Source organism: Xanthobacter sp. 126 (assembly GCF_000526175.1).
In the GTDB taxonomy this organism is placed as follows: Bacteria; Pseudomonadota; Alphaproteobacteria; order Rhizobiales; family Xanthobacteraceae; genus Xanthobacter; species Xanthobacter aminoxidans.
Map to the genome: position 1 here is coordinate 4677480 of NZ_JAFO01000001.1, position 18420 is coordinate 4695899.

Genomic DNA, 18420 nt, shown 5'->3' on the forward strand with positions numbered 1-18420 from the left:
AGCCGGGGCCAGTGGTGACGGAATCGGCGATGCGGCAGAAAAGGGGAGGACGGGCGGCGGGCGTCACCATGGAGGATGTCGCGCGGGTGGCGGGCGTCTCCGCCATGACGGTCTCGCGCGTGCTGCGCCAGCCGACGCTGGTGAACGCCGACCTCAAAGCCAAGGTGGAAGCGGCGATCCGCGAGACCGGCTACATCTACAATCTGGTCGCCTCCTCCCTCGCCTCCCAGCGCAGCGGCATCATCGCGCTGATCCTGCCGACGGTGGCGTCCTCCATCTTCACCGACAGCGTGAAAGGGGTCTCGGACGTCGCCCGCACCCACGCGGTGCAGATGATCATGGCGGAAACCAACTATTCCCCGGCGGAGGAGGAAAAGGTCATCGAGGCGCTGCTGCGGCGCCGGCCGGACGGCTTCGTCATCGTCGGCGTCTCCCACACCCGCGCCACGCGGGCGCTGCTGGAAAAATCCGGCGTGCCCGTGGTGGAGACGTGGGATAGCACGCCCACGCCCATCGACAGCCTCGTGGGCCTCTCCAATTTCGATGCCATGAAGGCCATGACCGAGGCGCTGGTGGCGCAGGGCTTCCGCCGCATCGCCTTCGTCGGCACCGCCACCCGCGACCGCCGCGCCCAGATGCGCGCCAAGGGCTACGAGGCCGGCATCGCCGAGGCCGGGCTCGGCGCGCCGCTCATCCTCAATGCGGACGATCTCACGAGCATGGAGTCCGGCCGCATCGTCGCCGAGCGGGTCGCAGCACTGCATCCCCGCCCCGACGCCCTGCTATGCCTCAACGACGTGCTCGCGGCCGGCGCGCTGCTGGCGTTCCAGCGCATGGGCCTCGCCGTGCCCGGCGACATCGCGGTCGCCGGCTTCGGCGGGCTCGATTTCTCCAGCCACCTCAACCCGTCGCTCTCCACCGTGGACATCCCGCGCTACGAGATGGGCCAGAGGGCCGCCGAGATGCTGATCGGCCGCATCGCCGGCACCGCCGCGCAGGGCGGCACCTGCGAGATGGGCTACCGGATCGTGCTGCGCGAGAGCACGGGGGGCAGCCGCCCGGCCGAGGCTCAAGCCTCTTAGCCAGGGCGTCCTGATCCCGCCCTATCGCGGCGGATCGACCCCGATCCAGTGGCGCACCACCGGCGGCGCATCGCCCTGGTGGAACGACAGCACCTCCGCCTGCACATCGGCATCGGCACGGGAGACCCGGCGATGCTGGCGCCGGTGCTCGGCCCAGGATTCCACCATGAACCACTCCAGCATTTCCTCCGGATTGGCGGAATCCTCGCTGATGCCCCAGGCATACGCCCCATCCCGGCGCCGGGCGGCAGAAAGGCGCTCCAACGCCTTCAGGAAGGCTTCCCGGTCCGCCCGCGCCACCCGGTACTCGATCAGGATCAGCACCGGCCCCCGGTCGTTGGGGATGGGCTCGGCCATGGCCGGCTCGGGCCAGTGCATGGAGGGCGTCAGATCGGCCTCGCCCGCGGGCAGCGGCACGCGGTGCATGATGAGGCCGACCACCGCGAGACCGCCGGCCGCGATCACCAGCGCCGCCTGCAGCCCCACCGCCTGCGCCACGAGGCCCCAGGCGATGCTGCCGCCCGCCATCGCGCCGTTGAAGACCGTGAGATAGACGGCGAGCGCCCGCCCCCGCACCCAGTTGGGCAGGATGGACTGGGCCGTTGCGTTCAGCGTCGTCAGCGCGGTGATCCATGCCGCGCCCATGGCGAGCAGGATGGGCACCGCCAGCCAGCGCGGCGGAGCCAGCGCAAGGGCGACCGTCGCCACGGCGGTGACGAGCGAAGCGGCGAGGATGAGCCCGTCCGCCGACAGGCGGCCGCGCAGCCGCGGCATCAGCAGCGCCCCGCCGATGGCGCCGACACCCACCGACCCGAGCAGCAGGCCGTAATAGGCCGCATCCCCCTTGAGCAGCCCGCGCGCGACCAGCGGCAACAGCGCCCAGACCGCGCTGGCGAAGGCGAAGAAGAAGGCCGAGCGCAGGAGGACGACATGCATCTCCTTGCTCGACCGCGCATAGCGCAGCCCGGCACGGAAGGCGCCGGGGAAGCGCTCGCCCAGTTCGTCCTGCGGGGTCGCGGGCCGGCGCCACCAGACAAGGGCGGCGATCACGAAGACGTAGCTCGCCACGTCCGCCCCATAGGTCACCGCCGCGCCGAAGGCGGCGAGCAGCACACCGCCCAGCGCCGGGCCGATGGAGCGGGAAATGTTGATGCCGAGCGAGTTGAGCGCCACCGCGCTCTTCAGGTCCGACCGCGGCACCAGCTCCGGCACGATGGACTGCCAGGTGGGCGCCATCAGCGCCGCGCCGATGCCGCCGAGAAAGGTGAGCGCGATCAGCGAGGACACCGTCATCAGCCCGGTGAGCGACAGCAGCATCAGGGCGCCGCTGACGCACGCCAGCCCGATCTGGATGGCGATGAGAAAGCGCCGCCGGTCAAGGATGTCGGAAAGCACCCCGGCCGGCATGGCGAGCAGGAACACCGGCAGCATGGCCGCCGCCTGGATGGTCGCCACGGCGGCGGGCGAGGCGGACAGGTCCGTGACGATCCACGCGCTGGCCACGTCGCGCATGAAGCTGCCCGTGTTGCCAAGCACGGTCGCCACCCACAGCACGGCGAAGACCGGCCCCTTCAGGGGCGCGAAGGCACCGGGGGTGAACGGCGGGGATGGGGGATTTTCGCTCATGCTCGCTGTCCCTCCGTTTTGCCCGCAAGATCGTACCACGCCACCAGCACGAAGGCCCCGGCGAGGCCGAGATGCTCGAAGAAGGCGTTGGCGGCGGCGAACCGCTCGGCTCCCGCCATGCCCCAGAAACGGTTGGCGAGCAGGCTCGCCGCGACCGTGAATGCGGCGAGTGCCATCGCCCCGGCCCAGCGCAGCAGGCCGGAGAGCACCATGATCGGCGCGATGATCTCCAGTGCGATAACGGCGGCGGCGAGCGGGGCCGCGGGGGCGAGGCCGAAATGGGTCATCTCCGCGACGGCGCTCGGGAAATCCAGCGCCTTCGTGAGGCCGCCCTGCAGATAGGCCGAGGTCAGCGCGAGCAACGCGAACGCCCGCACCGGGCGCGGCGACAGAAACGGCCTGATGGACGCTGCGAGGCGGTCGGGAATGTCCGGTCCCATCCCTCAGAACGCCCAGCAGGCGCAGCCCAGCGCGCCGAAGAAGCTCTGCTGGTCTCCCACAGGCACGCTCGCGCCCCACGCCCCGGCATGGGCATGACCGTGGACGCCGCAGGCCTTGGCGCAGCCGCAGGCGGCGGCGAAGGCGTATTTCTGCGCACTGTCCGCCTTGCGGGGTTGGTAGCCACCGAAGGTGCGCACCGGCGACCAGTCCGGCATGGCCGGCGGCAGCGGCGGGGCGAGATCGCGGAAGGCGCCATCCCCATGCACCGGCACGCCGCCGAGCAAGGTGAGGACGGAGGTGATGTCCTGGATGCGATCCTCGGAGACGGAGAAATAGTCGTCCGAAAGCACCACCAGATCGGCGAGCTGGCCGTCCTTGATCTGCCCCTTCTTGCCCGGCTCGCTGGAGAACCAGGTGTTGGCCTCGGTCCACAATCTCAGCGCATCTTCCCGGTCCAGCCGGTTCGCCGGCGGATAGAGGGAGAGCCCGCCGAGCGTTCGGCCCGTCACCAGCCAGGAGAGCGAGATCCAGGGATTGTAGGAGGCTACGCGGGTGGCATCCGTCCCCGCGCCCACCGGAATGCCGGCCTCCAGCATGCGGCGGATGGGCGGGGTGCGCTCGGCCGCCTTGGCGCCGTAGCGATCGACGAAATATTCGCCCTGATAGGCCATGCGGTGTTGCACGGCGATGCCGCCGCCCAGCGCCGCGATGCGGTCGATGTTGCGGTCGGTGATGGTCTCCGCATGGTCGAAGAACCAGTTGAGGCCCTTGAGCGGGACGTCGGAATCGACCTTCTCGAACACGTCGAGGGCGCGCGAGATGGTCTCGTCATAGGTGGCGTGCAGGCGGAACGGCCAGCGGTTCTCGGCCAGCAGCCGCACCACCGGCTCGAGGTCGCCCTCCATCGCGCCGGGAAGGTCCGGCCGCGCCACCTGGAAGTCCTCGAAGTCGGCGGCGGAATAAACCAGCATCTCGCCCGCGCCATTGTGGCGATAGAGGTCGTCGCCCTGCCCCGGCGTGACGGTCTTCGACCAGCCGGCGAAGTCCGCCAGTTCCGACTTCGGCTTCTGGGTGAAGAGGTTGTAGGCGATGCGCACGGTGAGGTTCCCCTCGCGGTGCAACTCCTCGATGACGGAATAGTCTTCCGGATAGTTCTGGAAGCCGCCGCCCGCATCGATGACGGAGGTAACGCCGAGGCGGTTCACCTCGCGCATGAAGTGGCGGGTTGAGTTCTTCTGGTATTCGGGCGGCAGCTTCGGCCCCTTGGCCAGCGTCGCATAGAGGATGGTGGCGTTGGGCTTCGCCACCAGCAGGCCGGTGGGATTGCCGTGGGCATCGCGGATGATCTCGCCGGCGGGCGGATCGGGCGTGTCCTTGGTGTAGCCCACCACGCGCAAGGCGGCCGCATTCAGCAGGGCGCGGTCATAGAGGTGCAGGATGAAGACCGGCGTGTCCGGGGAGACCGCGTTGATCTCCTCCAGCGTCGGCAGGCGCTTCTCGGCGAACTGGTGCTCGGTGAAGCCGCCCACCACGCGCACCCATTGCGGGGCGGGCGTGACGGCCACCTGGCGCTTCAGCATGTCCATGGCGTCAGCGAGCGAGCGCACGCCGTCCCAGCGCAGCTCCATATTGTAGTTCAACCCGCCCCGGATGATGTGCATGTGGCTGTCGATGAGGCCCGGGATCACGCGCCGGCCACCCACATCGATGATCTTCGTCGTCGTCCCGGCGAGCCGCATGGCTTCGTTGGTGGGGCCGGCGAACATGATCACGCCGTCGCGCACCGCCACCGCCTCCGCCGTGGGATTGGTGCGGTCGAGGGTGGTCATCTTGCCGTTGAACAGGATGAGGTCGGCGATCTCGCTCATGGTGCGCGCCTTCTGTGTGCGGGGCGTCAGGAAAGCTCAGGATTTCGGAGGGTTTGTGTCGCCCGGGGGGCTCGGCTCGGCCGCGTCCCGCCGGCCCGGCAGCTGGCCGAGCACATGGTCCTTGCAGTCGGCGAGGCCGATGGCGCGGGCGAGGCCATCGCCGTTCATCAGATGGCGGGCGACGGGCAGGATCTGCTCGCCCACGAGGATGCCGAGCAGCCCCAGCAGCGCCACCACCGGCGGTGCCGGGGAGCGCACGTTGATGAGGCTGTAGACGATGCCGACCAGAAGGCCCGCGCCAAGCGAGGCGAGATAGAGCTTCATGCGCCCTCCGCAAATGCAGGAGCCGGCGCCGGCCGGGGGAAGGCCGGCGCCGGATGGGGTCACGCCTTGATGAAGGCGAGGAGGTCGGCGTTGATCACGTCCGCATGGGTGGTGCACATACCGTGCGGATAGCCGGGATAGACCTTCAGCGTGCCGTGCTTCAGCAGCTTGGCGGAGAGGAGCGCGCTGTCGGCGATGGGGACGATCTGGTCGTCATCGCCGTGCATCACGAGGGTGGGCACCTCGCAGGCCTTGAGATCGGCGGTGAAATCGGTCTCGGAGAAGGCCTTGATGCCGTCGTAGTGGGCCTTGGCGCCGCCGGTCATGCCCTGCCGCCACCAGTTCCAGATGGCGCCCTGGGAGACCTGCGCGCCGGGCCGGTTGAAGCCGTAGAAGGGGCCTGTGGGCACGTCGAGGAAGAACTGGGCGCGGTTGGCGGCGAGTGCCTTGCGGAAGCCGTCGAAGACTTCCATGGGCAGGCCGCCGGGATTGGACTCGGTCTTCAGCATGATGGGCGGCACGGCGCCGATCAGCACCAACTTCGCGACGCGCGCCTTGCCATACTTCACGGTGTAGTGCAGCGCCTCGCCGCCGCCGGTGGAATGGCCGATATGCACGGCGTTCTTGAGGTCGAGATGGTCCATCACCGCCGCGGCGTCGGCGGCGTAGTGGTCCATGTCGTGACCGTCGCTCACCTGGGTGGAGCGGCCGTGGCCGCGGCGGTCGTGGGCGACCACGCGATAGCCGTTGTTCACGAAGAACAGGAGCTGCGCGTCCCAGTCGTCCGAGGACAGGGGCCAGCCATGGTGGAAGACGATGGGCCGGGCGGTCTTCGGACCCCAGTCCTTGTAGAAGATCTCGACGCCGTCCTTGGTGGTGACGCTGGGCATGGGTTGAACTCCGTCGGGGTGGGAGGCTGCGGGGTGGGAGGCTGCGAAGGCCGCGACGGGAACGTCGAGGCCGAGGGCGGCGGCGAGAGCCGCGGTGGCGCCAACACCGAGCACGGTCCGGCGCGAGACAAGGGGAATCTGTTCCGGGAGGCGGTCGCCGCCCGGTGCATCATTTTCGGTCATGGTTTCGGACCTCAGTGGGCTTCGGAGGCGCCGAACATGGTCTTGGCGTAGATGATGCCGAGGCCGTAGGCGCCGCCGTAGGTCTTGGCGATGCCGGTGGTCATCTCGTAGGTCTCGGTGCGGGCCCAGTCGCGCTGAAGCTCCAGCAGATACTGCAGCGAGGTCATGGGCCGCGCGCCGGCCTGGATCATCCGCTCCATGGCGCGCTCGTGCGCCTCGTCGGAGACGTCGCCGCAGGCGTCGGCGATCACGTAGACTTCAAAGCCCTGCTCGAGGGCGGAGAGGGCCGGACCGACGATGCACACGCCGGTCCAAAGGCCGGAGAGCACGATGCGGCCCTTGCCGATCTCGTTGACACGGGCGATGACGGCTTCATCCTCCCAGGTGTTCATGGAGGTGCGGTCGAGCAGTTTCTCGCCCGGAAACGCCTCGGTGATCTCGGAGAACATGGGGCCGGAGAAGCTCTTCTCGGCCACCGTGGTGAGGATGGTGGACACCCCGAAGCCGGCGGCGGCGCGGGCGACCAGAGCCGCGTTGTTGCGCAGATTCACGGCGTCGATGGACTTGGTCGCGAAGGACATTTGCGACTGAAAGTCGATCATGATGAGCGTATGATCCTTCGGCGAAAGAAGCATACTGCCGGGGGCGGCGACAGCGTGGGGCACGGTTGCATCTCCTGTGTGAAAGCCGGGGCAAAGCTAGCGCCCGTTACGGGCTGAGACCATTAGTTACCGGCGGGATACCGGGCACATCCATGAATTTCCAAGACAAGATCGATCCTCAGGCAGACAAGGCGTGCATGGCCGAGCCTCTCCTGAAGTTCTTCGCTCAGGAGTGGATGGCTCATGTGGTCGCGGTACTGTCGCGCCACGGCACGTTGCGGTTCGGGCAGCTCCGGCGAAGCTTGCCGGGGCCGATTTCGGCGCGCGTTCTCTCTGCCCGGCTCAAGGCACTTGAGGCCGGGGGATATGTGACACGTCGGGAGATCGAGGGGCGGGTCCGTCAGGTGGAATACAGGCTGACGGACTCGGGTCGCGCCATCGACCTTCTTCTGGTGCAGGCGGAATCTGCGCTGTACCTGGAAGGCACGGTGGGCGCGCTGACTAACGAGCGCTGACCGCACCCACCCTTAGCGGTGGATCGCAGCATGTGGAGAACTTGAGCGAGGCAGTGCTCATCGGTTCGATCCCTTGCCGGAAGGCCCGAAGCGGGGCTGATGGGGCGGACTATGGCGTTGCAGCTGGAGCCCGTCTTGCCGAAAAGCCCGCATCCTTGAACGATGGGATTTCCCGAAGGCGCCCCCGCTCGCTCAATGGCCGCGCCGCCACAGGCCCGGAGCCGACCCGGTGAGGCGCGTGAAGGTGCGCGTCATGTGGCTCTGGTCGGAAAATCCGCAGATGATGGCGATATCCGCCAGCGGCAGCCGGGAGCCGACGATGAGGTCCCGCGCCCGCTCCACCCGCAGGTGAAGCATCCACTGGTAGGGCGTGAGCCCCGTTTCATCCCTGAAGCACTTGATGAAATGGCCGCGCGAGACGCCGCAGGCGGTAGCGATGTCGGAGATCAGCACGTTGCCGTCGAGCCCCGCGGCGAGCCGCTCCTTGGCGATGGCGAACTGGCGTGGCGAGAGACCGCCGGGAATGCGCACCGCAGCGCCGTGATAGCGCGTGGCGAGATGGGTCTGGATGGCCGAGACCACCTGATCCAGGAACAGAGGCACCTGCCGCTCCGGCGCATCGAGCATGGGCAGAAGCGCCCGAGAGAGGTGCGCCAGCACAGGGTCTTGCGTGCCAGGCGTGCAGGAGACGCACTCCGCCAGCGGCAGGCCCATCTCGCTGAAGGTCTGGTGCAGCGCCGCGTGGGAGATCTCCAGCAGGAAGAAGTCGAACCCCGTCTCGATGTCGGCGCGATAGGTGTCGGAGAAGGAGCGGGCATAGCAGCTGTCCGGCTCGAAATCGTAGGCGGTCGCCGCGCCGTCGCCGAAGATGCGGCGGCGGTGCCCGCCGGAGAGGGCAACACCCATCAGCAGGCCACGGCCGCTCGGCGGGGTCTCGACGCGGCTGGTGACCGCGCCATCATGCTGCTTGCGGTAGACGACGAAGCCGGTGCCGACCAGCTCCCTCTCGTCTTCCAGCGCGGCGACGGAACAGCCGAGACTGTCGCGTCGGGTGATTCCGCCGGGTGCCGCCGTGTCTAAACGGACCATCTGAAGCCTCGGGGCTGGCTTGCTGGTGCGCGAACCTACACCAGAAGCGGGACAGCGGGAAATCCGCCGCCGCCCACACCCGCCAGCGCGCGCGAGGCCTACGCCCGCAGATCCTGCCACCCGGGATGGCGGCGGAACTGCGTGGCGACGTATGAACACAGCGGGGTGATCTTGAAACCTTCCGCGCGGGCATCGGCGATGAGGGCATCCACCAGACGCGCGGCGATGCCGCGTCCCTCGAAGGCCGGCGGCACGCCCGTATGGGTGACGACGAACGGGCCGTCGCCGCAGCGCTGGTAGCTCAGTTCCGCTTCCGCACCACCGCCGAGGCGGATGACATAACGGCCTCCGCCCGGCCCCTCCTCGCGCTGTATCTCGTGGCTGGCGTCGCTCATCTTGCCTCCGTCGGTGGTGCTGCTCCCACCATAACGGCGATGCTATCCCATCAGTTCACTCGGCGCGCCTCAAGCCCGCGAGCGTGCGGAACGCGTCTGCGAGCTGCTCCTTGGACAGCGGCTGCACGAAGTTGCGAATATAGGGCGCTGTCTCCCAGGACACGGAAACGATGCCGTCCACCACGGCCTCGGTCTCGACGCCGAAATCCTCCAGCGCGCGCGGCAGGTTGAGGCGGGCGTAGAAGGCCAGCATGTCCGCCATGAAATCGGCGTCCCGGCCTTCCGCCAGCAATTGCACCAGAAGCCCGAGGGCCACCTGCTCGCCATGCAGCGCGCGCGCCACCTCCGGCACCGTGGAGAAGCCACGGGTCAGCGAATGGGCGATGGACAGGCCCCCGCTCTCGAAGGCAAGGCCGGAGAGGAGGATGGTCGCCTCCACCACGCGCTCCACCGCTTCGTCCGCCGTCTTGCGGGCGACGGCGGCCACCGCCGCCTCGCCATCCGCGCGGATGGCACGGTAGCAGGCCTCGGCGATAGTGACGGCGAGCGTGGTGGGGCGGCCCTTGAAGAAATTCAGCCCGCCGGCGGCGGCGCACTGCTCCACCTCGAACTTCTTGGACAGGGCATCGCCGATGCCCGCCACGAAGAAGCGCGCCGGCGCCTGGACGATGACGGACGTATCCACCAGTACCGCATCGGGATTGGCATCCATCAGCCGCACTTCGCTCAGCACGTGCTCGGCGGTGTAGACCACCACGAGGCGGGAGGTGGGGCTGTCGTTGGAGGCGATGGTCGGCACGATCACGAGCGGCGTGCGCAGCGCGATGCGCACGCCCTTGGCGGTGTCGATGGCCTTGCCGCCGCCGACACCGATCACCACGTCCGCGCCCGCCGCCCGCGCGGATGCGGCCAGCTTGTCGATCTCCGCCGCCGTGCATTCCCCGCCGAAGGTGGCGAAGGTGACCGCTTCGGCCTCAGCCATCGCGGCCTTCAGGCGCGCCCCGAGCAGATCCATCACGATGGCATCGGCCACCACGAAGGGCCGGCGGCCGTGCAGGCGCACGAGCGCGCCCAGTTCACTCAGGGCGTCCGGCCCCTGGATGTAGCGGGCCGGAGACCCGAACGCGCGCACGCTCATGCGTCACCCCAGTGGAAATCGCGCTTGCCGCCATCCATGCAGATCAAGGCGCCGTTGATGAAGGCCGCGTGCGTGGAGCACAGGAAGGCGACGAGCGCGCCCACCTCCTCCGGCTGGCAGAAGCGGCCGACGGGATTCTGTCCGGTGATCACCGCCCGCTTCTCCGGCGAGAAGGTGGCGATGAAATCGGTGGCCACATAGCCGGGGGCGATGGCGTTCACGGTGATGCCGTCCGCCCCCACCTCCTTCGCCACCGTGCGGGTGAAGCCGAGCACGCCAGCCTTGGCCGCCGAATAATTGGCGACGCCCGGCCGCCCGCCGCCGGTGACGTTCATGGACGAGGTGTTGACGATGCGGCCGAAACCGTTCGCGCGCATCAGCGGAATAGCGTGTTTGCTGCACAGGAAGGTGCTGCGCAGGTGGGTGGAGACGATGATGTCGAAGTCGTCGATCTCCATCTCCGCCACACGCCGCCCGAGATGGCGCCCGCCGGCCCCGGCATTGTTCACGAGAATATCGAGCCGCCCGAAGGCGACCGCCGCCGCTGCCACCACGCCGGCCGCACCCGCCTCGTCGGCCACGTCGCCCGGCGCTGCCGCCGCCTCGTGCCCGGCCTGCCGCAGCTCCTCGGCGCAGCGGGCGGCGGCGTCCGCATCGATGTCGTTGATGACGATGCACGCGCCCTCGGCGGCGAGCCCCAGCGCCTCCGCCCGGCCGATGCCGCGCGCCGCGCCGGTGACAAGGGCGACCCGCCCTTTCAATCCCAGATCCATCTTGGTCTCCGATCAGCCCTTCACCGCGCCCGCGCCGAGCCCCTGGATGAAGTATTGGCTCAGCAAGGCGAAGGCGCCGAACAGCGGCAAAGCGATGAGGGTGGAGCCGGCCATGATCTCGCCCCAGCGCAGATCAAACGAGCCGACCATGGAGGCGAGCCCCACCGGAACGGTCTTGTTGGCGTCGGAGCCGATCATGATGAGGGCGTAGGTGTAGTCCGTCCACGACAGGAGGAAGGAGAAGATGGCCACCGTGATGAGCCCCGGCAGCGACAGCGGCAGCACCACCCGCAGGAAGGCGCCGAGCCGCGTGCAGCCATCCACCATGGCCGCCTCCTCCAATTCGAACGGCATGCTCTTGAAGAAGCCCCACAGGAACCACACGCCGAGCGGCAGCGTGAGGGTGAGGTGGGAGACGATGACGCTCGCCAGCGTGTCGCCGAGACCGAGCTTGGCGAAGATGGAGAACATGGGAATGGCGATGAGCAGCGGCGGGAACATGTAGGCGTAGAGCATCGCCCCCACGATGAGCCCCTTGCCGCGGATGCGGTGGCGCGTGACCGCATAGGCGATCATGATCGAGAACACCATGGTCACCGCCACCGTCACCGCCGCGACGATGAGCGAGTTCAGGAACTGGGTGGGATAATCCGTCAGCTCCAGAAGGTTGGTATAGTATTCCCAGGTGAACGGGCCCGGCAGCAGCGACGTGGAATTGATCAGCGCCTGCGGCGCGCGGGTGGAGGACACCACCATCCAGTAGATGGGGAAGGCCGAATAGACCGCGATCAGCGTTGCGGCGCCATAAAGTGCGATGCGGCCGGCGAGCGAGCGGGGGGCGCGGGACATCGCGGCATCACTCCGTATCGAGCGGGAACAGGCGGAAATAGATGAACACCACCAGCGAGAGGATGGCGAAGGAAATGGTCGCCACCGCCGCGCCGCCGCCGATGTCGAACTGCCCGAAGGCCTGGCGATAGGAGAGGATGGCGAGGTGCTCCGTAGCGCCCACAGGGCCGCCCTGTGTGAGCAGCCAGATGACGTCGAACTTGTTGAACATCCACACCGCGCGCAGCAGCACGATCACGGTCAGGATCGGCTTCAGCATTGGCAGGGTGATGTGAAAGAAGCGCTGCACGGCGTTCGTGCCATCCACCTTCGCCGCCTCGTAGAGCGAGGACGGCACCGTCTGCAGCGCGGCGAGGAAGGTGGTGGTGACGAAGGGCGTCCACATCCACACGCTCACCAGGATTACCGACGCCATGGCCGCGCCCGGGCTCTCGAACCACTGCACCTGTGGCAGGCCGACGGCGGACATCATGGTGGTGAGGACGCCGATGGAGCCGTCCACCATCCATTTGAAGGTCAGTACCACCACCACGGTCGGCAGCAGGTAGGGCAGGATGGAAAGGCCGCGCACGATATTGCGGCCGGGGAAGACCTGGTTGAGTACCAGCGCGAAGCCGATGCCCAGCACCACCTGGAAGACGATGGTGCCGAACGAATAGATGAACCCGTTGATGAGCGCGCGCCAGAACACCCATTGCGACAGCATGCGCGTGTAATTGTCGAGCCCGGCCCATTTGGGCGCGCCGACGAAGGAATCCATCTGGTAGAAGCTCAGCGACACCGCATAGACCACCGGCGCCACGATGAGCAGCGCGGTCACGGCGAGGCCCAGGATGAGGAAGGAATAGATCGTCGCTTTGGAGCTCACCTGCGGCGCCTCGCTGGAGCGGCTTGTGACCCGTCAGGGCCAGCACGGAAACGCCCGGCCTGAGGGCCGGAACTGTGTGGAAGGAATGGCCGGCAGGCCACGATCAGGGCAGAGCCTGCCGGCCTTGCGTCTTCGGACGAAACCCTCAGGACGCAATCATGTGGCGATGACCGCTCACGAAGGGGTGACCTGCCGCATGCGGTCGGCCGCGGTCTTCACGCACTCGGCGGAGGACATGCCCTTCAGCACCTTGTTCTGGAGCATCTCCGGGAACACGAAGGCCTCGAAGATCTTGCCGGGCTTCAGGCTCGGCGACGGGCCCTGGGTGTCGATGGAGGTGAGGATCATGTTCTTGTCGGTGAGGAACGACTTCATCATCTCCACGGCCGCATTGTGCTTCTCGATGAGCGGATGAGCCCGCCAGCGCGCATCGTCATAGACATCGAGGCGCGGCGGCTGGAAGTGCAGCGGGGCGGTGTGCAGGAAGTTGATGTACTGGTTCTCCGTGAACCACTTCATGAACTTCATGGCCTCGTCGGACTGGGGCGTCTTCAGCACCACCCAGCCGTCATAGCCGTGATTCACCGCCTGGTGCTTCCCGGCGGAATCCATGTAGGGCATGATGCCGTACTTGTCGGCGAGCGCGGGGTTGTTGCGCTCCAGCACCTCGATGATGCGGCCGGCATAGGCGGTGTGCGCCACCTTGCCCGAAGTGAAGTTCGACAGCACCTCGCCGAAGCTCGCCTGGCTGGTGCCGGACGGCATGGTCTTGTAGAGATCGCCGAAGAAGTCGAGATAGCGGCTCGCGCGCGGCGCCATGTCCGCATTGTCGAAGATGATGTTCCACTTGTCGTCGAACAGCTGGACACCCTCGGCCCACATGAAGCCGGGGGAGAGCCAGTTGGTGGCGCCGTTCGAGCCGATGGGGAACAGGGAGCCGGACGTGCCGTCGCCGTTGAGCGCCTGGCTGTTTTTCAGGAAGCCGTCCCAGGTCTTCGGCACGTCGAGCTTGTTTTTCTCGTAGAGATCCTTGCGGTAATAGATCCAGGCGAGGTTGTAGTCGTAGGGATACCAGTAGACCTTCCCGTCCACCGGGAACAGGATGTTCGGCCCCCACTTGTACTTGTCCGTCAGCTCGTTGAGCGGCATCAGCTGCCCCTCGGAGGCGAGGATCAGCACGTGGCCGATGAAGGCGAAGGTGGCGATGTCATAGGGCGTGCCGCCGCGCAGCGACGTGGTCACCTTGGTGAAGATGCCGTCCAGCGGAACGGAATCCACCACCACCTTGGTGCCGAACTGCTTCTCGTATTCGGCCGCCGCCACCTTCAGCGCGCGGATACTGTCGATGGAGGTCTCGGCATTGAGGAAGCGGATGGTCTTGGTGCCCTGCGCGCGCACCACGGCGGGGGCTGCGAGCCCACCCGCGGCGATGCCGGCACTCAAGGCTCCGGCGCCCTTCAATAGGGTCCGGCGTGACAGCCCGTCCTTCTTGATCTCGTCCATGGCGTTCTCCCGATCGTCTTGTTCTGCGTTCTTGTTTTCACTCGGCAAATTCAGGCGGCGGGGCGCTGGCCCAGGTCCGCTTCGGCGCGGTTGATCCGCGCTCCGGTTTCCTTGGAGAAGACATGCAGCCGGCCGGGCCGGAACTGAATGGGCAGTATCGTGCCGCTGCGCACGGCATCGGTGCGGTCCAGCATCACGCGCAGGCGCACGCCCGCCACCTCGCCGATGCAAAGCGTCTGCGCGCCGAGTTGCTCGATCACCGCCACCTGGAAGGCGTGCGCGCCCGGCGCCTCGCCGACGCCGATATGCTCGGGCCGCACGCCCAGCACCAGCGGTGTGCCCTCGGCGGCGGCGACGCCCGGCGGCAGCTCGATGGTGAGGGCGCCGGCGCGTAGCGTGCCGCGCTCCAGATGCCCCTCGATGAGGTTCATCTCGGGCGAGCCGATGAAGCCGGCCACGAACAGGTTCGCCGGCCGGTCGTAGACCTCCAGCGGCGCGCCCACCTGCTGCACATGGCCGTCGCGCATGATCAGGATGCGGTTGGCGAGCGTCATCGCCTCCACCTGGTCGTGGGTGACGTAGACCATGGAGGTTCCCACCTCCTGGTGCAGCCGGGCGATCTCCTCGCGCATCCGCACGCGCAGCTTCGCGTCGAGGTTGGAGAGCGGCTCGTCGAGCAGGAACACGTCAGGGTCGCGCACCAGTGCCCGGCCCAGCGCCACGCGCTGCATCTGCCCGCCCGACAGCTGCTTGGGCTTGCGCTCCAGATAGGGGTCGAGCCCCAGCATGGCGGAGGCGGACTTCACCCGCCGGTCGATCTCCGCCCGGTCCATCTTGCGCATGCGCAGGCCGAAGGCGAGGTTCTCGTAGATGGTCTTGTGCGGGTAGAGCGCATAGTTCTGGAACACCATGGCGATGTTCCGGTCCTTCGGCTCAAGGCGCGTCACGTCGCGCCCGCCGATCTCGATGGTGCCGGTGGTGATCTCCTCCAGCCCCGCGATCATGCGGAGCGTCGTGGACTTGCCACAGCCGGACGGGCCGAGGAACACCACGAACTCACCGTCGCGGATATGGAGGTCCACCCCATGCACGGCCACCTGGCCGCCATAGGCCTTGCGGACGGTGTTGAGCCTGACTTCAGCCATGGGTGACCTGCTCCGGGCGCGCGGCGGCGATGGATCGCTCGTCCTCGACGAAGGCGTGGATGCGGTGGTTGATCGGGGCGAGCGCCGCCTGGATCTCGCAATAGAGTCCGTGCCCGCGGGCATAGAGCGCCGCGCGCTCGGGATCGGGCGTGGCGGTGGAGACGATGGCGACGCGCCGCGCCGCATCCGCTTCGTCGGCATACGCCCCGACGCCGACGCCAGCCAGCAGCGCTGCGCCGAAGGAGGCTTCCGCCACCGCGGGCAGCTCCACCTTCACATCCAGCACGTCGGCCACGATCTGCCGCCACAGGGCGCTCTTCGCCCCGCCGCCGGTGAGGCGCGCGGTGGAGAAGTCCAGCCCTTTGGCGCGCAGGGCGACGAGGCAGTCCTTCAGCGAATAGGCGATACCCTCATAGAGCGCCCGCACGAAGTGGCCCGACCCGTGGTTGAAGCCGATGCCCACGAAATCCGCCCGCAGCAGCGGGTCCCAATGGGGGCTGCGCTCGCCGTTGAGATAGGGATGGAAGAACAGGCCCTCCGCCCCCGGCCGCACGGCGGCGGCAAGCCGGTCCATCTCGGTGAACACCGCGCCCCCATCCTCGCCCGCGCGCTTGAAAAAGGTGTCGCGCAGCCATTTGTGGGCCGAGGCGCAGGAATTGGTCGCCGCGATCACATACCAGTGGTCCGGCATGATGTGGGGGTAGTTGATGACGGTGAAGTCCGGCCTCGGATGGCGCGAGAGCACGCTCACCGTCGCCGCCGTGGCGAGCTTCACCACGCCGAGCCCCTCGCCCGTCATGCCCGCGCCATAGGTCTCGGCCGCCGTGTCGGAGGTGCCGCACACCACGGGCGTGCCCTCGGCAAGGCCCGTCTGCCGCGCGGCTTCCGCCGTCACGGTGCCCACCACGGTCTTCGGCGCCACGATGGGCGGCAGCGTCTCCAAGGGCCAGCCGATCATGGCGCACAATTCGGGCGACCAGCCGCCGGTTGTGGCATCGGCCATCAGCGTGCCGACGGCGTCGATGGTGTCCGTCTCCCAGGTGCCGGTGAGGCGCGAGCGCAGCCAGTCCTTCGCCACGTAGAGCCGGCGCACGCGGGCGAAGGCGGACGGCTCGTGCCGGCGCAGCCACAGCATCTGCGGCAGGGTCCAGGTGGGATTGGCGCGGTTGGCGCCGATCTCCAGGATGCGGTCGTCCCATTGCCGGCGCAGGTCCGCCGTTTCGGGGCCGGAGCGCTGGTCGTTCCACAGGATCGCGGGGCGGATCACCGCGCCGTCCGCATCCTCCAGCACCTGGGTATGGGCACCGGCGGAAAAGGAGATGCCGAGCGCATCCCGCGGCGACGCGCCGGCGACGGCGAGCGCGCGGGGCACGGTCTCGCACACCGCGCGCCACCAGTCGTGCGGGTCCTGCTCGCTCCAGCCGGGATAGGGCGCGGAAGTGCCGATGGGCGCGGACGCCTCGCCCGCCAGCGTGCCGTCGATGCGGATCACGCTGGTCTTCAGCGCCCCCGCGCCGAGATCGATACCGATGAGGAGATCAGCCGCCACGGCGCACGTCCACCGCTCCGGCGGCCGGGCGCAGGCCCAGCTTGCCGGGATTCATGAGGTTGCCGGGATCCAGCGTGTCCTTGATGGCCTGCAGGACGTCAAGGCCGACGCCCAGTTCCCGTGCCAGCCACGGGTTGCGGAACACGCCGACGCCGTGATGGTGGGCGATGGAGCCGCCGTGGTCCAGCGTCAGCGACTGGATGGCCTCCCACAGGCGCGCATGGAGCGGCAGCGCCTCGGCTTCCGGCATGGGCGGCAGACGGATGGTCATGTACTGGCAGGCGCCCTCGGGGTAGATGTGCGACCAGTGCGCACCGAATTGGATGTTCGGGTAGATGGCCCGCACCGCCGCTTCCATGGCGGCATACATGCCGGGAAGCGCGGACCAGTTGCCCGTCACCTCGATGGTGTCGTTGTAATAGCCCGCCGCCTGCCACTTCTGCGAATAGGCGACGTAGCGGTTTTCCTTCCAGTGGTGGTACGGCCCCTCCGGCGCGATCACCGCGCCCTGCGCCTTGGCGATGGCAAGGCTCATCTCCTGTTCCGCGCTCACCATCGGCTCGGTACCGGAGAAGGCGAAGATGCCGAGAATGGGCCGCGTGGCGAACGCCTCCAGCCCCTGCGTGCGCTCCGCGCTCTCCGCCGCGTCGTAGAGGCGGGCGATGGTCGGGCGCAGTTCGGCCTGCATGATGAGGCGGGCGGTCTCCCACGCCGCTTCCAGCGAGGGGAAGGCCAGCACCACGCCGCGCTCCACCTCGGGCTTCTTCCACATGCGCAGCGTGACCTCGGTGATGATGCCGAAGGCGCCTTCGCCACCCACCATCAGGTCGCGGATGGAGGGGCCCACCGAGCGGCGAGCGAGCGGGCGCACCTCCAGCAGGCGGCCGTCCGGCAGCACCGCCTTGAGGCCGAGCACGATGTCCTCGATCTTGCCGTAGCGGCTGGAGGCCTGCCCGCCGCCGCGGCAGGCGACCCAGCCGCCGACCGTCGAAATCTCGATGGATTGCGGGAGGTGGCCGCAGGTGAAGCCCTCGGCATTCAGCGCCGCCTCGAACTCGGCGCCGTTCATCCCGGCCTCCACGGTGACCATGGCGTTCTGCGGATCGACCGAGACGATCCTGTCCAGCCGGCGCAGGTCCACCATCACCTCATGGGCGAGCGGGATGGCCCCGCCCAGCACGCCGGAGCCGTTGCCGAACGGGATGAGCTGGATACCGTTCTGCCGGGCATGGCGCACGATGGCGGCCACCTCTTCCGTCGAACCAGGACGCACCGCGAGGCGCGGCATGACGCCGGCGAGCCGGCCGGAGCGGGCGCGGAAATTGGCGAAGGGCAGGCGGTCATGGGCATAGGCGCGCCGGTCTTCTTCGCCTGTCAGCACGTTGTCGCGGCCGACCAGCGCGGCAAGGGCCTCCACCAGCCCCGCATCGGCACCCGGCGCGTGGGAACCTTCAGCTTCGGCGATGTTGGTTTGGACGGCAGCTGGACCGGTCATAGGCACCTCTTTGGGCGAGAGGCACGGCGATGCGATCCCTTGCGGGCTCCCATGCTGGTGTCCTCCCATCGTCGTTTTCGATCTT

Annotated in this window: 18 protein-coding genes; 2 read left to right on the forward strand and 16 right to left on the reverse strand. The window is 68.2% G+C overall.

Annotated elements, in window-relative coordinates; genetic code table 11:
• Positions 1–29: 29 nt before the first annotated feature.
• Positions 30–1082: a LacI family DNA-binding transcriptional regulator gene (locus XAN126_RS0122150; protein ID WP_038225349.1), complete on the forward strand. Its 1053-nt coding sequence runs from the start codon at positions 30–32 to the stop codon at positions 1080–1082.
• Between the two features lie 21 nt (positions 1083–1103).
• Here XAN126_RS0122150 and XAN126_RS0122155 read toward each other — a convergent pair whose 3' ends face one another.
• Genes XAN126_RS0122155 through XAN126_RS0122180 form a run of 6 tightly spaced genes read right to left on the reverse strand, consistent with a single transcriptional unit; the run spans position 1104 to position 7049 of the window.
• Positions 1104–2708, reverse strand: coding sequence for an MFS transporter (locus XAN126_RS0122155; protein ID WP_024280746.1), 1605 nt, complete (start codon positions 2706–2708; stop codon positions 1104–1106).
• The gene (locus XAN126_RS0122160; protein ID WP_024280747.1) at positions 2705–3148 is read right to left on the reverse strand and encodes a DoxX family protein; all 444 of its coding nucleotides are present in this window, start codon (positions 3146–3148) and stop codon (positions 2705–2707) included. The genes XAN126_RS0122155 and XAN126_RS0122160 overlap by 4 nt, the downstream gene beginning before the upstream one ends.
• Positions 3149–3151: 3 nt before the next feature.
• A complete protein-coding gene (locus tag XAN126_RS0122165; protein WP_024280748.1) occupies positions 3152–5017 on the reverse strand; it encodes an amidohydrolase in 1866 nt (621 codons plus the stop codon).
• Between the two features lie 36 nt (positions 5018–5053).
• Positions 5054–5341, reverse strand: coding sequence for a XapX domain-containing protein (locus XAN126_RS0122170; protein ID WP_024280749.1), 288 nt, complete (start codon positions 5339–5341; stop codon positions 5054–5056).
• Between the two features lie 59 nt (positions 5342–5400).
• Positions 5401–6414, reverse strand: a complete 1014-nt coding sequence (locus XAN126_RS0122175) for an alpha/beta hydrolase (protein WP_024280750.1) — start codon at positions 6412–6414, stop codon at positions 5401–5403.
• Positions 6415–6425: 11 nt separating this feature from the next.
• Entirely contained in the window at positions 6426–7049 is a 624-nt protein-coding gene (locus tag XAN126_RS0122180) for a hydrolase (protein ID WP_029877593.1), read from the reverse strand.
• Positions 7050–7168: 119 nt separating this feature from the next.
• On the opposite strand from XAN126_RS0122180, the gene XAN126_RS0122185 reads away from it, so the two are divergent.
• Positions 7169–7531, forward strand: coding sequence for a helix-turn-helix domain-containing protein (locus tag XAN126_RS0122185; protein WP_024280752.1), 363 nt, complete (start codon positions 7169–7171; stop codon positions 7529–7531).
• Positions 7532–7723: 192 nt separating this feature from the next.
• On the opposite strand, the gene XAN126_RS0122190 is transcribed toward XAN126_RS0122185, so the two are convergent.
• The 10 genes from XAN126_RS0122190 to XAN126_RS0122235 all read right to left on the reverse strand — a co-directional run bounded on the left by XAN126_RS0122190 (position 7724) and on the right by XAN126_RS0122235 (position 18335).
• Positions 7724–8620, reverse strand: a complete 897-nt coding sequence (locus XAN126_RS0122190) for an AraC family transcriptional regulator (RefSeq protein ID WP_024280753.1) — start codon at positions 8618–8620, stop codon at positions 7724–7726.
• A gap of 98 nt (positions 8621–8718) precedes the next feature.
• Positions 8719–9015 (reverse strand): GNAT family N-acetyltransferase, encoded by a 297-nt coding sequence (locus XAN126_RS0122195; RefSeq protein ID WP_024280754.1) that lies wholly within the window; start codon positions 9013–9015, stop codon positions 8719–8721.
• A gap of 55 nt (positions 9016–9070) precedes the next feature.
• On the reverse strand, positions 9071–10153 hold the full coding sequence (locus tag XAN126_RS0122200) for a glycerol dehydrogenase (RefSeq protein ID WP_024280755.1): 1083 nt from the start codon (positions 10151–10153) through the stop codon (positions 9071–9073).
• Positions 10150–10926 carry an SDR family NAD(P)-dependent oxidoreductase gene (locus XAN126_RS0122205; RefSeq protein WP_024280756.1) on the reverse strand — a complete coding sequence of 259 codons (777 nt, stop codon included), beginning with the start codon at positions 10924–10926 and terminating at the stop codon, positions 10150–10152. The genes XAN126_RS0122200 and XAN126_RS0122205 overlap by 4 nt, the downstream gene beginning before the upstream one ends.
• Before the next feature lie 12 nt (positions 10927–10938).
• Positions 10939–11775, reverse strand: coding sequence for a carbohydrate ABC transporter permease (locus XAN126_RS0122210; protein WP_024280757.1), 837 nt, complete (start codon positions 11773–11775; stop codon positions 10939–10941).
• 7 nt (positions 11776–11782) lie between these two features.
• Positions 11783–12643, reverse strand: coding sequence for a sugar ABC transporter permease (locus XAN126_RS0122215; protein WP_024280758.1), 861 nt, complete (start codon positions 12641–12643; stop codon positions 11783–11785).
• 174 nt (positions 12644–12817) lie between these two features.
• A complete protein-coding gene (locus tag XAN126_RS0122220; protein ID WP_029877595.1) occupies positions 12818–14146 on the reverse strand; it encodes an extracellular solute-binding protein in 1329 nt (442 codons plus the stop codon).
• Positions 14147–14196: 50 nt separating this feature from the next.
• A complete protein-coding gene (gene ugpC / locus XAN126_RS0122225) occupies positions 14197–15291 on the reverse strand; it encodes a sn-glycerol-3-phosphate ABC transporter ATP-binding protein UgpC (protein WP_024280760.1) in 1095 nt (364 codons plus the stop codon).
• Positions 15284–16840, reverse strand: a complete 1557-nt coding sequence (locus XAN126_RS0122230) for a xylulokinase (RefSeq protein ID WP_024280761.1) — start codon at positions 16838–16840, stop codon at positions 15284–15286. The genes ugpC and XAN126_RS0122230 overlap by 8 nt, the downstream gene beginning before the upstream one ends.
• Positions 16830–18335, reverse strand: coding sequence for an FAD-binding oxidoreductase (locus XAN126_RS0122235; RefSeq protein ID WP_024280762.1), 1506 nt, complete (start codon positions 18333–18335; stop codon positions 16830–16832). Before XAN126_RS0122235 ends, XAN126_RS0122230 begins: the two co-directional genes overlap by 11 nt.
• Positions 18336–18420: the final 85 nt, after the last annotated feature.

Coding starts and splice junctions, on each gene's coding strand:
- XAN126_RS0122180 (WP_029877593.1), bottom strand. CDS start 7,049: ATGCTTCTTTCGCCGAAGGATCATACGCTCATCATGATCGACTTTCAG.
- XAN126_RS0122205 (WP_024280756.1), bottom strand. CDS start 10,926: ATGGATCTGGGATTGAAAGGGCGGGTCGCCCTTGTCACCGGCGCGGCG.
- XAN126_RS0122235 (WP_024280762.1), bottom strand. CDS start 18,335: ATGACCGGTCCAGCTGCCGTCCAAACCAACATCGCCGAAGCTGAAGGT.
- XAN126_RS0122160 (WP_024280747.1), bottom strand. CDS start 3,148: ATGGGACCGGACATTCCCGACCGCCTCGCAGCGTCCATCAGGCCGTTT.
- XAN126_RS0122150 (WP_038225349.1), top strand. CDS start 30: ATGCGGCAGAAAAGGGGAGGACGGGCGGCGGGCGTCACCATGGAGGAT.
- XAN126_RS0122190 (WP_024280753.1), bottom strand. CDS start 8,620: ATGGTCCGTTTAGACACGGCGGCACCCGGCGGAATCACCCGACGCGAC.
- XAN126_RS0122170 (WP_024280749.1), bottom strand. CDS start 5,341: ATGAAGCTCTATCTCGCCTCGCTTGGCGCGGGCCTTCTGGTCGGCATC.
- XAN126_RS0122175 (WP_024280750.1), bottom strand. CDS start 6,414: ATGACCGAAAATGATGCACCGGGCGGCGACCGCCTCCCGGAACAGATT.
- XAN126_RS0122210 (WP_024280757.1), bottom strand. CDS start 11,775: ATGTCCCGCGCCCCCCGCTCGCTCGCCGGCCGCATCGCACTTTATGGC.
- XAN126_RS0122195 (WP_024280754.1), bottom strand. CDS start 9,015: ATGAGCGACGCCAGCCACGAGATACAGCGCGAGGAGGGGCCGGGCGGA.
- ugpC (WP_024280760.1), bottom strand. CDS start 15,291: ATGGCTGAAGTCAGGCTCAACACCGTCCGCAAGGCCTATGGCGGCCAG.
- XAN126_RS0122155 (WP_024280746.1), bottom strand. CDS start 2,708: ATGAGCGAAAATCCCCCATCCCCGCCGTTCACCCCCGGTGCCTTCGCG.
- XAN126_RS0122200 (WP_024280755.1), bottom strand. CDS start 10,153: ATGAGCGTGCGCGCGTTCGGGTCTCCGGCCCGCTACATCCAGGGGCCG.
- XAN126_RS0122220 (WP_029877595.1), bottom strand. CDS start 14,146: ATGGACGAGATCAAGAAGGACGGGCTGTCACGCCGGACCCTATTGAAG.
- XAN126_RS0122185 (WP_024280752.1), top strand. CDS start 7,169: ATGAATTTCCAAGACAAGATCGATCCTCAGGCAGACAAGGCGTGCATG.
- XAN126_RS0122165 (WP_024280748.1), bottom strand. CDS start 5,017: ATGAGCGAGATCGCCGACCTCATCCTGTTCAACGGCAAGATGACCACC.